This window comes from Silvibacterium sp., assembly GCF_047605705.1.
Classification (GTDB): Bacteria; Acidobacteriota; Terriglobia; order Terriglobales; family Acidobacteriaceae; genus Silvibacterium.
Genome location: NZ_JASGFD010000002.1, coordinates 33,732 through 50,911, shown reverse-complemented (window position 1 = coordinate 50,911; position 17,180 = coordinate 33,732). Strand labels below are relative to the sequence as shown.

Genomic DNA, 17,180 nt, shown 5'->3' with positions numbered 1-17,180 from the left:
ACTCCGTTCCGTCAGAAAGCTCAATGGTATGGGGTCACGGACTTTCTGTGAAATGGCTGTCCACGTTTTCGTGCGAGGTTGCATCGCTATGTCTCCATTGTCTCCAGCGAAGGTATTGGGATTTCTTCGCTGGATCTGGGTCTTCATAATCCTGTAGCCAGAACCGCATCCAGTCGATGTTTCCCTGCTGCGATTCCAATCTTTCCAGGGGGCGCTGATGAATATGTGTGCCGTGCGGGAAATATATGAGGTCGACCGGTTTCCCCTGCAACTGGAGTGATGAGTATGCTTCCCACTCGGTTAAGAGCGCCAAGGGTGCTATCGCCTCAAGACGTACCGGCGTCCTTACCCGGTCCAGATGGAATGCGGGTGCTGTCTTGACCCATTGTTGTAATCCACCGACAAAAGGCATGCCTCCACGAAGTGCTTCGTGCTGCTCCCTTATCTGGTAACTGCCGCCGCCAAACAGCATGTATTCCATATAGCTGTTGGTGTTTCCGTCTGCGATCGTCGCAGCGGCAAATAATCGCGGAGCTTTGATCAGAGCATTCCATACATACCAACAACTCATGCTGAATCCGACGACCCCGACACGTGCGGGATCAATCAGCCCAGCAGCACTGAGCGCATCGATGGCACTCTTATAGCCTTCCAGGCTTCCATCAGCATCAGCTTCTGTCATTGTCGTGGGCTTTTTCTGTATTTCCAGGACAATGAATCCATCGCTGGCGAGATGTCTGGCCGCGAAAGCTGTCGGATCGGTGCCGTCGGTAAGGAAACGATGTTCATCAAAAGAGTACATTTGAAGGATCAGGGGATAGCGTTTCCCGGCGACATATCCGACAGGCTTAATCAAGCCTCCGGTCCATTCATAGCCGGTGGAGTCCTTCCAGCGATACACAGAAGCCTCACCAAAACTGACACGTTCCAACTGCGGATTAGGGTTCCAGATCTCGCGTTTCTGGCCTGTGTCTTTATTCAAAGTCCAGAGCGCCGGCGGCATGTTCAAGCCCTGTTCCACGGACAGTGTGAAATCAGAACTGGGGCTAGTGCGGCTCTTCCTTTGCCGCTTGAATGAGTCGGGATAACCAGCATAGGGAGACGAGGAGAGAAGGATCCAGGTGGTTCCTTCGAATTTGTAGGTATCGACTCTACGCTTGGCTGATGGCTCGCTCATTAAAACTGATACGAGATCTGAGTCTTCCTCCGTTCTAATCTCAAGTATGCTTTGGCCACTCTTCATGAACTCGGGCGTCAAAGAGAACAAACAACGTTTGTTCAAATGTAAGAGATCAACACTTAGGACGGCGCACGGATACGTCGCGCTAGTTGTAGGCGTCGCAGCCGTGCGATCAAGAAATGTATTGGTGAGAAAGACTCGTTTTCCGTCGTGCGACCACACCGCGCGGTTTGCTCCAAGGTATCCCAGCGCTCTGGCGTTTGGAGCATTGAGCAATGGGATTGTCAGTCCAGTATGCAGATCGACGACGGAGTATTGAACCGGAAGCATTAAATTTGACGCTGAAATCCTGTCGCGATCATTGCGTCCAAAGCGAAGGCTTTCGTAGCCGGAGGCAGGAGTATATTCTTGCCACTGTTTCGAAATCGCTTTGACCGGCGTCATCGTTACGAGCTTCTCTGCGTTTGGAGAGATCGAAAATGGAAAGAGGAAGCCTATATATGTGCCCTCTTTGGTCGAGAAACCAGGCACGCGGCTTCGCGTCCATTTCCCGTTTCTTCTGTTCAATGCCCCGAGTGTGTAGTTCCTGATGGTATTGCCTACAACCGCTGACGGGAATAACACCTCCTGGAGCGGCGTCCCGGTGATTACTTCTGCATCGTGAAGACTGTCATAGTGCACGTTTCGAGACGATTTGGTTGGCTTATAGGCCCGGTATACGATGCCGTGATCGTCGACATCATAACGATCGATACTGAGCGTGGTCGGAGTTAAGGGAACCTGACCTCGACCACCGAGAGGGACCATGTAAAGCCGCCATATTCCATTGGGATCTTCACCTCGGAAATAAATGCATGCTCCCCGACACCCCCATTTGAGATCTTCAATCATGGACGCATAAGCATTGGCTCTGACTTCGTGAGGATAAGATACGATCTGGGCGATGGTACGTGGGCGGATTGAAGATGCTGTACCCGAGAGGTAGGCCAGAATGTTTGCCCGATTAAATAGGACAATATCGGATTCAACCATGTCTGAGTCGAGCAGCCCTTTTGTGGTGACGACGGCATAGTGTTTTCCATCAGGAGATGGCTGAACAAGGCCGCCGCCTGGTTCTGTGGACAACTCCGATGGATCACTGAATCGCGCCATCGCGATGTCGTCTTTGACGGAAAAGTTATGCTCTTGGGCGTTCAGAAGCGTAAGAGAGGCAGCCGTTATCGTGATAACGGTGAGCAGTGCGCCGGACCTCATGTCATCTCCTGGAGTGTCGGATGGTGCGAAGCGTCGAAGAACTTCCAGTCCGTCAGAACTTCAAGCGGAGGGCGAATTGCATCGAGCGTGGACCGCCCTGCTGATACTGGGACGCAACTGTGCCGAGGCTGGCCGCGAGGGTTTCTGTAGCTTGTCCAAAGGTCGCATCGCCATAGTCTGGATCGACATACCCGAAGTTGGGATGGTTCAGCAGATTGAAGTTCTCAGCTCGAAATTGAAGGGTGAAAAGATCATGGATGGGAAAGTCGCGACGAATAGCCAGGTTGATCTGAGTCGCACCAAACCCTCGAATGAAGTTGCGCGGCGCACCTCCTTCGCCAGAGACGGGAAGGTAGAAGGCTTCTGGGTTAATGGCCTTGCCTCCTGGATATTGGCTCCCATAGAGATAAAACGGTCGATTGGGGCGGATGTTCAGGCCGCCTGCATATTCTGAACCCGTGGCTGCGTCAATTTCGGTATCACCGCCGAGCATGATCGGAAACGCAGACCGAAGATTAAGCCGCCCATCCAGCCCCCAGCCATTCGAAAGATAGGCAGCTATGTTTCGTCCTGACGTTGTGGGTAGATCCCAGGTGAGTCCGGCCTGGGCGTTGTTCCGAACGTCATAATCCGAGTTGCCTCTTTGCAGTGGAAGTGCGGTAGCGTTCGATCCGTAATCCAGAGAGTGTGACCACGTGTAGGAACCAAGCGCCTGAATTCCCTTCGTGACCGTGCGTTGAAACGAAACCTGAAGAGACTGGTAATTCGAGGTCACGCCACCGGCAAAATAGGTAATGTAGCCGAAATTAGGATTGAGGTTCCCCAGATATAATTCTTGTTCCTGTAGGAGTCGCCGTCCGTTCGAAGCCACATAAGAGAGGGTGAAAGTCTGGTTCTTTCCCAATGCCTGTTGAAGGGCGGCATTCCATTCGAGCGTATAGGGGAGTTGCAGGTGCGTCGGAAACGCGATAATGATCGCGTTCGTATAGGGTGCGGTCGTGGTTATCGGAACCGTAAGCTGCGCCTTGGTAAAGGGCAGCGTGGCTCCGGCTACGACATCGTAGGAGCGGAATCCGAGTTCACTGAATCCCAGTGTGGCCACTTCATCCGGTGAATCGAAGAAGACACCGCCGCCAGCACGAAGAATCGTTTCGAGTCCAGGAGTTGAATGTGCCGTCCACGCAAAACCCAATCGCGGCGCAAAGTTGTACCAGGGAGTCCGCCACAGGGGTGTGCCGCGAGGCGCGACGGTGAGAGAGGATGGATCACTGAAGCTGCCTTGCAGTGTGAAAGCGTCCCCGCCATGTGCTCCGGTAGGAGGAGGATCCGCTTCCCAGCGAATGCCAAAAGAAATATTGAGACGCGGATGGACATGCCATTCATCCTGGGCAAAGAGGGCAAGCTGATTGAGACGAGGTGTTGAGGCAAGATAATTGAAGACGTAAGGGATTGTCGGCGCGCCACTCAGGCTGGAGGAAGAACTCTCGAAGATCGCGTAAGGCTCGACACTCGGAGGAGTGACAGGGGCCACGATATGCCTGTAATCAACTCCAAACTTCAGATTATGGTTTCCATGGGATATGGACACGGTGTCGACCAGATTCCATTGCCTGGATGCATTCTTGCCGTAGTAGGGCATCATCAGTGAGCCTCCGATGCCTGAAAAATAAAAGTACACGGCCGGTTCAACTGGACTGAAGGAGCCCGCACCCATGTCTGCGGCAAGGTCGGTCGGCGTTGCACCTCCAAAGTTGTCGAGTGTGCCGATCTGCGAAGCTCTTACGTTGGAATAGCCGATTCTGAATTCATTCGCCACGGTTGGTTCGAGTTGGGCGTTTGCACCGAACGTGCCTGTCAGGGCATTGCTTTGGGTGACAGTTCTTGCGAAGTCAGATCTGTTTTGACTCGAGCTAGGTGTGTATGCCGCACGAAAAAAGATACTGAGCTTTTGTCCAATCGTTTGATCCAAGCGTACGCTGGTCGCGTTGATGCTGCTCGGTAACGAATAGGTGGCAATGAACTGGGCAAGGCTTGGATTGGAAGTTGTCCCGTAATCGATGCCGTTCGGCAACGGAAAGGCATCCAGGATTGGTCGCATCGTCGAGATTGCCTGTTGCCGCATGAAGAGGTCGGGAACATATTGAATGGCTGCCGCGGTGGGCTGGGTAAGCCTGAGACCTTCATAGGACACAAAGAAGAAGGTATGGTTCTTGCCATCATAGAGCCGTGGTAGCCAAACAGGGCCGCCCAGGGTTCCACCGAAATCGTTCTGATGCAAGGCCGGCTGCGCGTCGCCGTAATGGTCATTGAACCAATCATTAGCATCAAGATCGCCGTTACGAAGATAGTCGTACGCACTCCCGTGAAACATGTTCGTGCCGGATCGAGTTGCGAGGGAGAACTGACCACCCGGTGATCGACCGTATTCGGCAGAGTAGGTCGAGCTCTGTACGCGGAATTCCTGAAGGGCATCCACCGAAACCATAGCTTGCGTTGTGCCCAGAGTAGTGGATCCAGCCAGTGCGCCACCGGTCGCGATGGAAGCTGTCCCTCCTGCATTCCCTGCGCTGATATTGGCCGTTACGCCGTCTACGGTGTAGTAGTTGGATTGTGTTCTCTGTCCGTTGACACTGAAATCTCCCTGAACGCCCACAAGTTGATTGGAACTTTGAGGGCTCTGTGTTACTACCCCGGGAGTCATCGAAATCAAATCCTGAAAGCTTCGTCCGTTCAGGGGAGCGTTTTCCACGAAGTTATGATCCACAACGGTGCTCACTGTTGCATCTGTCGTATTCAAGGCAGGGGTAGAGCTATCCACTGTTACGCTTTCCGATAGGGCTCCGATCGGCAGAGTAAAGTTTAGGGCAACTGCACTTTGCACGTTCAGAACCACATCGGCCTGAATGATGGTCTTGAATCCAGGTTTGGCCACTTGGACGTGATAGTGTCCCGGGGGAAGGATGGGTACGACGTAGATGCCGGCGCTGTTTGTCTGCGAAGAGTAAATGACACCTGTCGCGTCATTTTGAATTTCAATGTCCGCGTTCGCAATCATTCTTCCGGCAGGATCTGCAACCCCTCCGCTGATCGTGGCATTTGTGGACTGAGCAAAGAGAGATACAGAAAAGACACAAAAACTCAGCAAAGAAACCCAACTTCTCATGTAACGGCGCTCCGGCGAGTCGAGGGTAAAAACGAGTACACCTCGTCTACAGATGGACGCCCGAAGGAGTACCAGCCACTCTATTTTTTTATGGATGATTCGGAGGCATTTGCAGCAGAGCCCGGAGCATCTGCTTGCCTGTGGGCTTCCGACTGCCTCCCGGAGGCTCGATGGTGACGAAGACCATATTCAGACGGGCAAGCGTTTTGGAGTCGTTAAAGCGCATGACCCATCGATTATGATTGTCATCCTGGTAGAGGAGACCAAGGCTCACTGGCTTTTGGTCGCTTCCGCTACCCCATACCTGGAATGAGGCATCCTGTTTCAGGCCCGATTGCTTTTCGAGGTCGAAGCCGTAGAAGATTAAGGAGCGATCGCGGGTATAGAAAATGCGGGCGAAGGGTTTAGCGTATCGGCCGGATTCGGTCGAGTCGTAAACGTCGGCAATATATAGATCCCGTGCGCTGATTACATCGCGGACATCACGATCGTGTGCGAGGAAATCCCGGTCGAGAGCGAGCATCCTCTCGCGTTCATTGAGCGCAGTATTCGCATCGTCCAGAGCGGCATCGACATCACGAAGTTTGGTTTCCAGTGAGGCGATTTTCAACAGATTCTGGTTTGCGTCCGCTGCAGAGCTTAGAAGGTGCTCCCGCAATATTTGCGACTCATTTTGGGAGGCAGTGAATTGTTCGGAGAGAGAGTCGAGTTCAGCAGTAAGCTGCTTTATCTGTATTTCATCATTGAGAATCTGGTGCTGCGATGTCTGATCTTTGGTCACGAGGTGGGCGAAGCTGTTCCTGATCATAGACAGTTGCTGGTGAAGATTCTGGATCTCAGCCCGATCTTGTCGCAGCATTTGTTGATCTGTGGTGGAGGCGTCATAGGGGGCAACCGTGTTCGCGGGTGTGGGGCTTTGTAGGGCCCTGGACGATGAAAGGCCTTTGGTTCGCAACAGGTAGACGGAAACGAGTGCCAGACATCCAAGCGAACAAGCAGCGAGCGTCAATCCCAGTTGAGGAAAGATGAGTCGCTTTTTTTTCGTAGTTTCTTGGATCTGTGGAAGATCTTCCAGGTTGTTTATAAGCTGCTCTGCAGCCAGGCGCTGATCCTCTGAGGTTTCGTTCAAGATACCGTCGTGGTCAGAAGCGGCCGCCGCCGCGGCCATCATCGGAATCACATCCGTCGCCAACTTTTGATAGTCGAGGAACCGTTGCTTGCACGGCTCACAATATGCCATATGGACCTGCAACAAAGCCCACTCTTCCTCGGTAATTTCGTCAGAATAGTAGAGTGCGCAGAGGGCAACGAACTGTTCATGAAAGTCAGGATTCACCGACTCAGTTCCTTCGCGGCGTAGACGTTTCCCAATTCTCTCACCTATATGCGCTTTTTCGAGATGAGGTTTGAACGGAGCTTCTCTAACCCGCGGTAGTAGAAGTGTTTTACGTTTCCAACGGTTTGGCCGCTTTTGTTGGCAATTTCCTGAAAAGAATAGCCTTCGAATAGATGGAGTTCGAGTGTTTGCTGTTGCTCTCGGCTGAGTTGGTTTCTAAAGCGCTTCAGGATAGATTGTCCGTCAAGTTGCTCGGTAGATAGATGCGATGCGTGACGTTTGATCCGTTGTTCGCTGAATTCTTCGGTTTTATAGTGGTGCCGTGCGGTAAGGAATCGACGTCGATTAAATGCGCGATGATAAGCGATTTGCATGATCCATGAAATCGCCGATGATTTCCGCGGGTCGTAAAGTTGGGCCCTCTGGAACAAATAAATGAAGACCTCTTGGCGCAGGTCAGCAGCTTCCGACTCGTCATGCAAGATGCGGTACGCAACATTCAATACAACTCTGCCGTGCCGCTCAAAGAGGATGCCGATCGCATCCTTTGATCCTTTTCCGACCGCGACGAGCAAGCTTTCGTCTGACGAGTCGCTGATAGCGGGCACGCCTGGATGTGGGTGCACTTCTGAGTTGCGGGATTGTTCTACTGGGTCGCCAGCTGTGATGATAGGACGGAGTGATAGCGTTCCTTCGGAGTTCATTCCATCCCCCAGGCCATTTTGAGTTGGAGGTCAGCAGCATTCCTCTGCGGGTTCAAGAGAGCGATGAGGGGTTCCGATATGCCGCTTCCAAAGGGATTCTTAATACCGCCCAGCAAGCTGCTCCGCCGCATACTGAAAAACGGCTTGGAGAAACTCTTTGAAGGAGTGGGATCGGATTTTGGGGAGGAGTCTTTCTTCTGCTCGGTGAAATTTAACCGTTTATATCTCGGGATCCCCGGTCGCGATAATGCAGAGCCGGGCAAAGAGATGTACACCTAGTTGTCCTCGCAACTTGGTGTCAAGAGAAGGTAAACAGGTTCACCGGTGTTTGAATTGAATTTGCTCTTGAATATCTTCCATAAGGGCGGACGGCGTCGTGCCAAGAGCCTCGCAAATATTGAAGACGGCGCGCATGGAGGGATATCGGCGCGCCCTTTCGAGCATATTGATATAGACCGGATCGTAGCCCGCACGGTACCCCAACTCCTCTTGAGTAAACTTGCGACGAATACGCGCCTTCGCCAGCGCAGCAGCGATTGCCATCTGCAGGGACACGCGTTTGTCAGGAGATTGAGGCATCTACCTCAATCTTCTGGCGTCGACCACATTTGGTCCCTAAACAATTGTTTAGTTTAAGATCGACTATTTGTCAACAAAACTATCAATGTCATTGGAATGAGACAGATAGGTTTTCCTTGCTGCTGAAATAGTCTGATTTCCACTATTCCTTATTGGACTCCTACCGTTTTTCTTAGCGATGGAGAAGAGACGGCCAGCGATCAAATTCACACCCGAGTACAAGGTTCTCTTGTATACGATGGTGAGTCTTCGAAATCAGGCGGGCCGAACTCAGAATGATATGGCGAAGGCGATGGGTTTAAGCCAGAGCGAAGTCAGCAAGTGCGAACGTGGACGCAGGGTCATCAACCCGGTTGAGCTTCGTCTCTATGCTCAGGGTATAGGAATGGATTTTCCGCGATTTGTCACTATATACGAGGAGAATTTGAAATCCGGAAGTTCCGGAACGTGGATCAAACAAAAAAGGACATATTGATGGTGAAAGCCGTGGGCCAAACCGCAATTGGAACGCATCGCTGAGAACCAGAATGCATCGGTAGAAATCAGAACAACTGCAAGAAACAGCTTTCCTGCTCCGCAATGGTCCGCGAACCAGAACTCTACTAAAAGTGTCACAAAAATGACTGAAGCGACAAGTTCAGGTTCTATGGATAAAGTCTTCGACATTGCATGAAGCAGAAGCTTGGCTCGTAGAAGAGAGTGTGGCCTTGGAGCAGACTAGATGTGTGGTCCTCCGTACGGCCGCAAGGAGAAAGCGAATTGAGAGCGGCAGATCTGCGCAAATTTATTCATGAATAAGGAATAAGGGCGAAGGTGTTATCAAAGGTGGAAATTTCCTTGCCGCTGCGACGAGCAACGCACGAGACCAAAGGAGTTTAGGGACCACGGCAAGAGCGGGCTCTCATCGCATCAACAATACGATGAGTATTCCCCACCAACCATCAATACGGCCAGAACAGCGACCCGCTGGGTGCGAGATCGCCTACCGATTCGGTTCCATAACGACCGACTAAGGAACCTAGATACGTGTCGTTATCGTTCTCATGATCTACAAGGTGCTTATAGCCGAGCACCACGTCCGCTCGCTTGCCTGAGCGATCGGGCGTTTCGATGCTCACAACGTGAGCCCCATAGTTCGTGATGGTCACTGTAAGCGCGTGGTCGATGAGCGTGAAGAGATCGACGGGGTGACCATCTCTCGTGGTTCCCAAAGGCTTCCTGTGCACGCTTGCATCTGCGAGAGAGGCTGTCATGAGTAATACCGCCAGCATTAATCTTGTCTTCATTGTGGTGCTCCTCAGCAGGCCTCGCCGTCTACGTAGTGTTACTCCGAGCGGCCTCCACCAATCGGCGGGCTGGATATGGCTCTGTGCTTCCGTAGGGGCGATCCTGTAACCGCGCATACCGTATAAATCACGTAGAGGTAGCGCACGAACGGGAGGAACAGCGCACGATGGATGCCGTACTTGTCAGCCAGGTGTCCCATCATGACCGGGAACACCGCGCCGCCTACAAACGCCTGCACGACCAGCACCGATCCCCGGCCGGTAAACGGTCCGAGCTCTGCAACGGCGAGTGTGAAGATCGTAGGGAACATGATCGAATTAAACAGTCCCACGGCCAAGATCGTCCACCTTGCCCAGGGAGCGGTTGTCAGGCAGGAAAGCAGTGTCATCAACCCGGCACCGACTCCTACAAAGATCAACAAACGGTTCGGCGCGATGCGCCGCATAACCGCGGATCCGATGAAACGCCCGACCATCATGCCGCCCAGTAGAGAGTTACGAGCTGAGCAGCTTTTTGCAGAGATAAGCCACCGATGGCGGGATCGGCCAGATACTTGGCAAGGAAGCTGCCAACGGATACCTCTGCGCCGACATAGATGAAGATCGCCAGCGCACCTAGCCAAAGATGCGGGTACTTCCAGATGCTGTCGCGGCTGATGTCGAAATCGGTCGGTCGAAAATCTCGTGTGACCTCGAGACGAGGAAACCGGTATAGTGCAATCGCAATCGCCAGAATGATCAGTGTTGCCGCGATCGCAATGTAAGGCAGTTTCACTTTGGCGGCTTCACGGATGCGGTAGGCCGTAAGTCCCGCGTCGTCCGTGGGTATGGTCTTTATCGCGGCCCCCCCGAGCAGAAAGATGCTCCCCAAAAAGGTGCAACAGTGTCTCCGAGGGTATTGAAAGCTTGCGTGAGGTTAAGTCGCCTGGAAGCAGTCTCTGGTGGTCCCAGGATGGTGACATAGGGATTGGCTGCAACCTGCAGTACCGTCACTCCCGCTGCAAGTACGACCTGCGCGGCAAGGAAGAGGCCTTTTCGTGGGATAGTGCGATCGAGTCGAACTTCGAATCGCCTGTTTTCTGCGTGTGCTGCGTCCTCATATGTACTTCGATATAGAAGATGAATCTGCATTCGGATACATCAGGATTTCTTCGGCGAATCGGTGTCCCAACCAGGGAAATTTCCACTTCTTCGCAACCTCGATCACGGCTGTCATCTGCTCGCGATTCTTGCTGAAGGTGTCATCCACCACCGTGAGCGTAGGTATCACTCGCTGCTGTGGGTCCGGTAGCTTCCACCTGTTGGCGAAGCCAAATTCGTGGACTCCTGTGCTGCCCCGGCCCGGGGCCGGCCAGCTCAGATGCTCGAACATTCGTCCATACTTGTAGAAAGCCTCTGGATATTCAGCAGTGACATCGGCCTGATACACAGCGATGTTTCCGAGCAAAGCGTCATAGTGCATTTCGCCCATCGCCAGCCTGTCTGGGAACTTCTCGTGAAGGTCTGCAACAAGCTGGCGGGTCCCAAGGAACATATCGCCTTGGCGGTTGTTCTCTGCGACGCCTACGATGTCAAGGAAGTAGCCGTCCAGGTCGAACCGTCCAAGCGTGTCTGCGATGCGGTCGCGGAGATGTTCACGCCATGATCGAACTCCAAGGTTCATGAAGCCGTAGTTGGAATCTCCGCGACGGTCATTGTCCCAATCGACGTAGTCCAGATTCCATTCATCAGCTCCGGGGCGGATTGTGACCGCATCTCGCACTTCGTCGAATGACGGTATGTCTTTGTTGGCGACGTTGGAGCCGAACATAGCGATGAGGTGGAACCCAAGCTTGTGAGCTCCATCGATCAGGCGCCGGAATCCTTTTTCCCCTCCCATTCGTGGATCCGGCACATAGGCCGGATAGTTCCAGTAGTACCGGCCATCCCATGCGGGAAGGAAGACCACCACCTTGCGGGGATCGATGTTTTCTGCAATCCACTTCAAGATAGTGAGTTGCTTTGCGTAATCGTTGAAGATATAGCCGGTCCAATCAGCTCCGTGCAGGGAAACGATGAGGGATGCCTCCTTCATCCAGAGAGGAACATCAGTCCGTGATTCCCACTCTTTCAAGCCGAATGTTTTCTCAACATGCTCGTATTGTGGCTGCGCAACTTCCGCATAACTGTTTCCTTTGCGGATATGCCACGTGGCTGTTTCGATGGTTTCGCTCTTGCTCCATGCTTCGCGCTCGTAGATGAGTTCCGCGCGATAACCCTTTTCGCCAGGTTGCAGGTAGAACCGCGCAGGACGGGCTTCGTCCCGCTTCGCGGCAAGGGAGATCCCTGTGTACTGCTCTCCCGATCGCAACACAATGATCGGAGAAACCAGCCCGGCATTTAGTTCAGGCCAGGAAGCAAGGACTTCGTCGTCCTTCGGATCGCTGAATTTTCCTCCGGCCCGCGATACTTCGCCCCGTGGCAGCCATCTCACCACGGTAGCGATGGACTTGATCTGCTTGCCGGGCACGGAGGCTTCAGCATGAATCTCAAGGCCGCCTTCGTTTTGTTTTACTGCCGCGATCACCTTGCCAGGATGTTCTTCCTGACCGCCGGCCCATGTCAGACCATCGCAGAGGATTCGTATCCCATTCGAAGACCGCTCCACATGAATGTGATGAGGGGCCATTGCGTAGGTGTTCTCACGCGTGTAGATGCGAACGGAAAACTGATACCCTCCAAATTCAACCGAAGGCTCAGGAAAATCGAAGCTGAACTTTAAGAAAGCCCGGCCCTTGGGTGGGAGAACGATCCCTGAAGTGCTCGACAGTAAGAGCACCTGCGGATCGATGCTGGGAGCTGCGGGTTCGGCCAAGAGCGCAGGATGGAGCGCTGCAGCGCTCAAAAGCGCGGATGTCTTCAGAACTGCCCTTCGCGAGATGTCGGACATGTTGATCGATCCTCAGTACGAGGTGACCGAACCTCGAAGCATCATGATTCGGTCACCTCCGCTTCAATAAGTTTCTGGTGCCTTCTACCGTCCGAGAGAATAGGCAACACTGCTCCAGCGAAGCTCCTGCCGGAAGCGCGGAATATCAGTGGTCTTATCGATGCGGACGAGCTCGATGCCTAGCATCTCCGCCAGATCGGCCATGTGCTCGGTTCTGAGCGCCTGGCTGAAGCCGGTGTGGTGGGCTCCGCCTGCATAAATCCAGGCGGCCGCCGCGACCTTGAGATTGGGACGAGGTAGCCAGACTGCTCTTGCTACTGGCAGTCTGGGCAACTCCTGCTCCGGAGGAATCACATCCACCTCATTGACAATGAGGCGGAATCGGTTTCCCATGTCGATGACGCTGGAGACGATGGCTTCTCCCTGAGGAGCCGTGAACACGAGGCGCACGGGATCCTCCTTCCCTCCAATCCCTAGTGGATGAACCTCAAGTGCTGGCTTCGCTTCAGCAATGGAGGGACAGATCTCCAGCATGTGAGACCCGAGGATCTTCGGCGTGCCGCTGAAATCGTAGGTGTAGTCCTCCATGAAAGAGGTGCCGCCAACGAGTCCGGTGGCCATCGTCTTCATGATCCGCACAAGCGCAGCCGTCTTCCAGTCGCCTTCCCCGGCGAAGCCAAAGCCGTCTCCCATGAGCCGCTGCACGGCGATACCGGGGAGCTGTCTCATCCCGTGTAGATCTTCAAAGGTGTCGGTGAATGCTCCGAAGCCGCCATCGGTCAGGAAGGCTCTCAGACCCAATTCGATACGGGCCGCGGCCGCAAGGGATTCGGGACGATCATGGGCTCCGACGATCGTATAGCGATCGCGATACTCCTCCACGAGTTGGCTCACATCGGTCTCGCTGAATGCGATCATACGGTCGGTCAGATCGCCGATTCCATATCCCGAGACGGAGTAGCCAAAGACCTTCTCTGCCTCTACCTTGTCCCCTTCAGTGACCGCAACCTCTCTCATGTTGTCGCCGAAACGTGCGACCTTCAGGTGGCGCGACTCGTAGAGACCCACCGCGGCGCGTGTCCAGGCGCCGATCTGATCGATCGTCTCGATGTCCTTCCAGTAGCCGACGACCACCTTTCTGGGAAGATCCAGTCGCGCTGTGATGAATCCGAATTCACGATCGCCGTGGGCGGACTGGTTGAGATTCATGAAGTCCATATCGATCGTCGACCAGGGCAATGGTTCATTGAACTGTGTGTGCAGGTGAAGGAAAGGCTTGTTGAGAAGACGCAAACCTTTGATCCACATCTTCGCAGGAGAAAACGTGTGCATCCAGAAGATCAGGCCGATGCATGCAGTCGATTGATTGGCAGCCTCGCAAACCGACTGTATCTCCTCGGATCTGGTCACGATCGGTTTCGTCACCAGTCGGACAGGAATGGCGGGCTGCCCCGCGAAGTATTGGCCGATGACCTGGGCGTTCGCGGAGACCTTACGGAGAGCGTCTTCGCCGTAGAGGTGCTGGCTCCCTGTGACAAACCAAATTTCCAAAGACTTGAGATTGGACATAGGCGGGAAAGTAACTCCTAGTGATCGAGAAATCGTTTTCTCGTTGCACACTCACTATATCCCCATCGGACAAACAGCCGCTAGATTCGCTTGGCTTTTTTCCCCGGCAGGTCCGCCAGGGCCCCCTGCCGTATATCCGTCCTCTGCCGCACTACCAGGGAAGTGAGGAGGGCGGAATTGATCGCTGCGCGCGACCGATCCTCGACCAGCGCATGCAGCGAATCGACTGCGCGCGACCCTATCTCGTTGCAAGACATGCGCACGGTCGTCAGGGGCGGCAGCAGATGGCGTGAAAGGCTGATGTCATCGAACCCGATGACCGAGAGATCCCTCGGAATGCTCAGTTCGGCGTCGAACGCGGCGTGCATTACTCCGATGGCAGTCATGTCGTTCGAGCATATGATCGCGCTGGGAGGCGTCGTAAGCCGCTGAAATGCCTGGAAACCGATCTGACCGCTCTCGATAGTGTAGTTTCCCTCAACGACCATCTCCGCGGAGAGTTTGATGCCCAGCGCACCCATTGACTTCTTGAACGCTTCCAGGCGGGACTGTGCGGAACGGAGGTCTTTCGGGCCTGAAATGAAGCCGATGCGGCGGTGGCCAAGTACCGCTAAATGTTGAATCGCCTGCTGGATTCCGTGATCGTAGTCCACCTTGATCGCAGCGGTGAGCTGTCTCGCCGGAGCCTCGTCGATGAAAACCATAGGTATGCGTTGGGCGGCAAACCGCTCAAGAAGGGGCGTCTCAATGCCGAAAGTCATCACCGCCACCCCATCTACATTTCTTGAAAGCATGCGCTCGACGCACAGTTCCATGCTCTTCGGATCGTAGTTTGTGGATCCGATGAGAGCTTCGTACCCGATTTCTACGGCGCGCGCCTCGAAACCCTGAATCAGTTCCGGGAAGAACGGATTGGTGATATCGGAAATAATCACGCCGAAGAGACGACTACGCCCGGATACCAGCGAACTGGCCTGACGATTCGGAACATACCGAAGCTTCTCAGTCACCGCCAGAACACGTTTACGAAGCTTCTCGTCGACAGTGGATACGTTGTTCAGGACGCGCGAAACCGTAGCCAGGGACACCCCGGCCGCTGTTGCTACCTCCCGGATATCGGGCCGTTTCTCTTTTGACGCAGCCTTACGCTTTCTGGGCAAGATCCCTCCATAGCTTTTGTACGTGGAAGGAACCGAATCTGCCAAGTTCGTTCCGTGTAGAAGTAAGTCCTCTTGACTACCATTGCCCAGAAAACGTATACCCGAAGTGAAACTTCTGAGGACCTATATGCGCTCCCAACTAATTCTGGCCGTGTTTTCTCTTGTGACTCCATGCCTGCTCGCACAGGTAGTAACGCCGACCTTGCATGTCGACGCTACACAGTCGGTCCATGTCGTCAGCCCCAACCTCTACGGACTGATGACCGAGGAGATCAACTACTCCTACGACGGTGGACTCTATGCCGAGATGGTGCGCAACCGCACCTTTCGGAATGCTTGGAAGGGGCAGCAGCATTGGCTGGTAGTGGAACAGGGCGAGAGCAAAGTCGAGATGAAGGCCGGCACAGAGGGACCGAGCGCGGCATTGCCGAACAGCCTTTTGCTTGAGGTAAAAGGCGCAAGCGATAAAGATCAGGCCGGGATCGCCAATGACGGCTACTGGGGAATGGCTTTACAGCCATCGACCGTCTATCAGGGTTCCTTCTATGCCAAGCCGTCGGGAGTGCACGCCGCCCGTTTGAGGCTGGTTGCGAACAGGACCGGTGCAACCTTGGCCGAGACGACTATTCGGACTTCGGATAGTGATTGGAAGAGATTCGCTTTTACGCTCAAGACTGGCCCGGACGTTGGCGTCGGCGCAGCAAATCATCTTGAGTTGACCTTCGATCACGCTGGATCGGTAGAACTGCAGCTTGTTTCCTTGTTCCCGCCCACGTTCCAGGATCGGCCGAATGGGAATAGACCTGATCTCATGAAGATGATGGCTGCCATGCATCCGCATTTCCTGCGCTTGCCAGGAGGCAATTACCTCGAAGGGGACACCGTCAAGGATCGGTTCAATTGGAAGGAGACGATAGGGCCCCTCGTGGACCGGCCGACGCATCGCAGCCCCTGGAATTATCAGTCAAACGATGGAATGGGATTGCTGGAGTTTCTCGAGTGGTGCGAAGACCTTAAGGTTGAACCGGTTCTGGCGGTGTTCGCCGGGTATTCGCTGCACGGAGAACATGTCGTCGGGAAGGATCTCGAACCCTTTATTCAGGAAGACCTCGACGAGGTCGAGTACGTGACCGGGGACAAATCGACGAAGTGGGGTGCGCTGCGCGCTCGGGATGGCCATCCTGAGCCGTTCCCTCTGCACTATATCGAGATCGGAAACGAAGACTGGTTCGATAAGGCAAAAACGTACGACGACCGGTTCGACCAGATCGCGAACGCAATCCGAGGCAAGTACGGCCGCAGATACAGCTTGATTGCGACAATGCCTATCAAGAAGGGCAATCCGGATCTCATCGATGATCACTACTATCAGACGCCAGAAGAGTTCTTTGCCATGGACAAGAAGTACGACACCATGGATCGCAAAGGGCCAAAAATCTTCATTGGAGAATGGGCGACCCGAACAGGCTCACCGACGCCGGACTTTGGGGCGGCGCTCGGTGATGCAGCCTGGATGACGAGCATGGAGCGTAACAGCGATCTCATCGAGCTTGCGAGCTATGCCCCCCTGCTCACCAATGTCAATCCTGGCGGCATGCAGTGGACGACTGACTTGATCGGCTACACCGCCGACAAGGCATACGGCTCTCCGAGCTACTGGGCTCAGGTACTCTTCGGCCAGCATATCGGTGACCATCTCGCAAAGACCGAAGGCAGCGGTCTGAATTCGCGCTTCTTTTGGTCCGCGACCGTGTCCACGGGTCAGAAGATGCTGCACCTTAAGCTGGTCAACGCAAGTGATCGCGAGCAGCCGCTCACGATCGATCTGGTAGGCGCGAGCCAGGGGGCGCCGACTATTTACCGTCTCCACGCGGATTCGCGCTTCGCCACAAACACGATCGATCAGCCGAATACCATTGAGCCTCAAACTAGCAAAGAAACCATTGCTTCGACTTCATGGAAGCATAACGTTGCGGCGAACACCATCGAAGTGATCGACATTCCGCTGAAGTAGGGGATC

General features: G+C 54.0%; 13 protein-coding genes. 2 read left to right on the top strand and 11 right to left on the bottom strand.

The features are described from left to right. Positions 1–34: 34 nt before the first annotated feature. The 5 genes from QM649_RS01005 to QM649_RS00985 all read right to left on the bottom strand — a co-directional run bounded on the left by QM649_RS01005 (position 35) and on the right by QM649_RS00985 (position 8,216). Positions 35–2,434 carry a hypothetical protein gene (locus QM649_RS01005; RefSeq protein ID WP_415197131.1) on the bottom strand — a complete coding sequence of 800 codons (2,400 nt, stop codon included), beginning with the start codon at positions 2,432–2,434 and terminating at the stop codon, positions 35–37. A gap of 52 nt (positions 2,435–2,486) precedes the next feature. Then, positions 2,487–5,597 (bottom strand): TonB-dependent receptor domain-containing protein, encoded by a 3,111-nt coding sequence (locus QM649_RS01000; RefSeq protein ID WP_415197130.1) that lies wholly within the window; start codon positions 5,595–5,597, stop codon positions 2,487–2,489. An 88-nt stretch (positions 5,598–5,685) separates the two neighbouring features. Next, entirely contained in the window at positions 5,686–6,933 is a 1,248-nt protein-coding gene (locus tag QM649_RS00995) for an anti-sigma factor domain-containing protein (RefSeq protein ID WP_415197129.1), read from the bottom strand. A gap of 44 nt (positions 6,934–6,977) precedes the next feature. Further along, on the bottom strand, positions 6,978–7,637 hold the full coding sequence (locus QM649_RS00990; protein ID WP_415197128.1) for an RNA polymerase sigma factor: 660 nt from the start codon (positions 7,635–7,637) through the stop codon (positions 6,978–6,980). Between the two features lie 318 nt (positions 7,638–7,955). Further along, entirely contained in the window at positions 7,956–8,216 is a 261-nt protein-coding gene (locus tag QM649_RS00985) for a helix-turn-helix domain-containing protein (RefSeq protein WP_415197127.1), read from the bottom strand. 178 nt (positions 8,217–8,394) lie between these two features. On the opposite strand from QM649_RS00985, the gene QM649_RS00980 reads away from it, so the two are divergent. After that, positions 8,395–8,691: a helix-turn-helix domain-containing protein gene (locus tag QM649_RS00980; RefSeq protein ID WP_415197126.1), complete on the top strand. Its 297-nt coding sequence runs from the start codon at positions 8,395–8,397 to the stop codon at positions 8,689–8,691. Positions 8,692–9,157: 466 nt separating this feature from the next. Here the strand turns inward: QM649_RS00980 and QM649_RS00975 are convergent, their stop codons facing one another. From QM649_RS00975 to QM649_RS00950, 6 genes are all read right to left on the bottom strand, one after another. Further along, a complete protein-coding gene (locus QM649_RS00975; protein ID WP_415197125.1) occupies positions 9,158–9,427 on the bottom strand; it encodes a hypothetical protein in 270 nt (89 codons plus the stop codon). A gap of 113 nt (positions 9,428–9,540) precedes the next feature. After that, complete coding sequence (locus QM649_RS00970) at positions 9,541–9,840, bottom strand: hypothetical protein (RefSeq protein ID WP_415197124.1); 300 nt, start codon at positions 9,838–9,840, stop codon at positions 9,541–9,543. A gap of 137 nt (positions 9,841–9,977) precedes the next feature. Further along, the gene (locus tag QM649_RS00965; RefSeq protein ID WP_415197123.1) at positions 9,978–10,277 is read right to left on the bottom strand and encodes a hypothetical protein; all 300 of its coding nucleotides are present in this window, start codon (positions 10,275–10,277) and stop codon (positions 9,978–9,980) included. A gap of 321 nt (positions 10,278–10,598) precedes the next feature. Further along, the gene (locus tag QM649_RS00960) at positions 10,599–12,431 is read right to left on the bottom strand and encodes a hypothetical protein (RefSeq protein WP_415197122.1); all 1,833 of its coding nucleotides are present in this window, start codon (positions 12,429–12,431) and stop codon (positions 10,599–10,601) included. Positions 12,432–12,515: 84 nt separating this feature from the next. Then, entirely contained in the window at positions 12,516–14,000 is a 1,485-nt protein-coding gene (gene araA / locus QM649_RS00955) for an L-arabinose isomerase (protein ID WP_415197215.1), read from the bottom strand. A gap of 80 nt (positions 14,001–14,080) precedes the next feature. After that, a complete protein-coding gene (locus QM649_RS00950) occupies positions 14,081–15,160 on the bottom strand; it encodes a LacI family DNA-binding transcriptional regulator (protein ID WP_415197121.1) in 1,080 nt (359 codons plus the stop codon). Between the two features lie 259 nt (positions 15,161–15,419). Here QM649_RS00950 and QM649_RS00945 point away from each other — a divergent pair, with 259 nt between their 5' ends. After that, positions 15,420–17,174 carry an alpha-L-arabinofuranosidase C-terminal domain-containing protein gene (locus QM649_RS00945; RefSeq protein WP_415197120.1) on the top strand — a complete coding sequence of 585 codons (1,755 nt, stop codon included), beginning with the start codon at positions 15,420–15,422 and terminating at the stop codon, positions 17,172–17,174. The last annotated feature ends 6 nt before the right edge of the window (positions 17,175–17,180 follow it).

What these genes read in the sequence shown, in the direction of transcription:
- QM649_RS01005 (WP_415197131.1), bottom strand. Translation starts at nt 2,434, where the DNA reads ATGAGGTCCGGCGCACTGCTCACCGTTATCACGATAACGGCTGCCTCT.
- QM649_RS01000 (WP_415197130.1), bottom strand. Translation starts at nt 5,597, where the DNA reads ATGAGAAGTTGGGTTTCTTTGCTGAGTTTTTGTGTCTTTTCTGTATCT.
- QM649_RS00990 (WP_415197128.1), bottom strand. Translation starts at nt 7,637, where the DNA reads ATGAACTCCGAAGGAACGCTATCACTCCGTCCTATCATCACAGCTGGC.
- QM649_RS00985 (WP_415197127.1), bottom strand. Translation starts at nt 8,216, where the DNA reads ATGCCTCAATCTCCTGACAAACGCGTGTCCCTGCAGATGGCAATCGCT.
- QM649_RS00980 (WP_415197126.1), top strand. Translation starts at nt 8,395, where the DNA reads ATGGAGAAGAGACGGCCAGCGATCAAATTCACACCCGAGTACAAGGTT.
- QM649_RS00960 (WP_415197122.1), bottom strand. Translation starts at nt 12,431, where the DNA reads ATGTCCGACATCTCGCGAAGGGCAGTTCTGAAGACATCCGCGCTTTTG.
- araA (WP_415197215.1), bottom strand. Translation starts at nt 14,000, where the DNA reads ATGTCCAATCTCAAGTCTTTGGAAATTTGGTTTGTCACAGGGAGCCAG.
- QM649_RS00945 (WP_415197120.1), top strand. Translation starts at nt 15,420, where the DNA reads ATGACCGAGGAGATCAACTACTCCTACGACGGTGGACTCTATGCCGAG.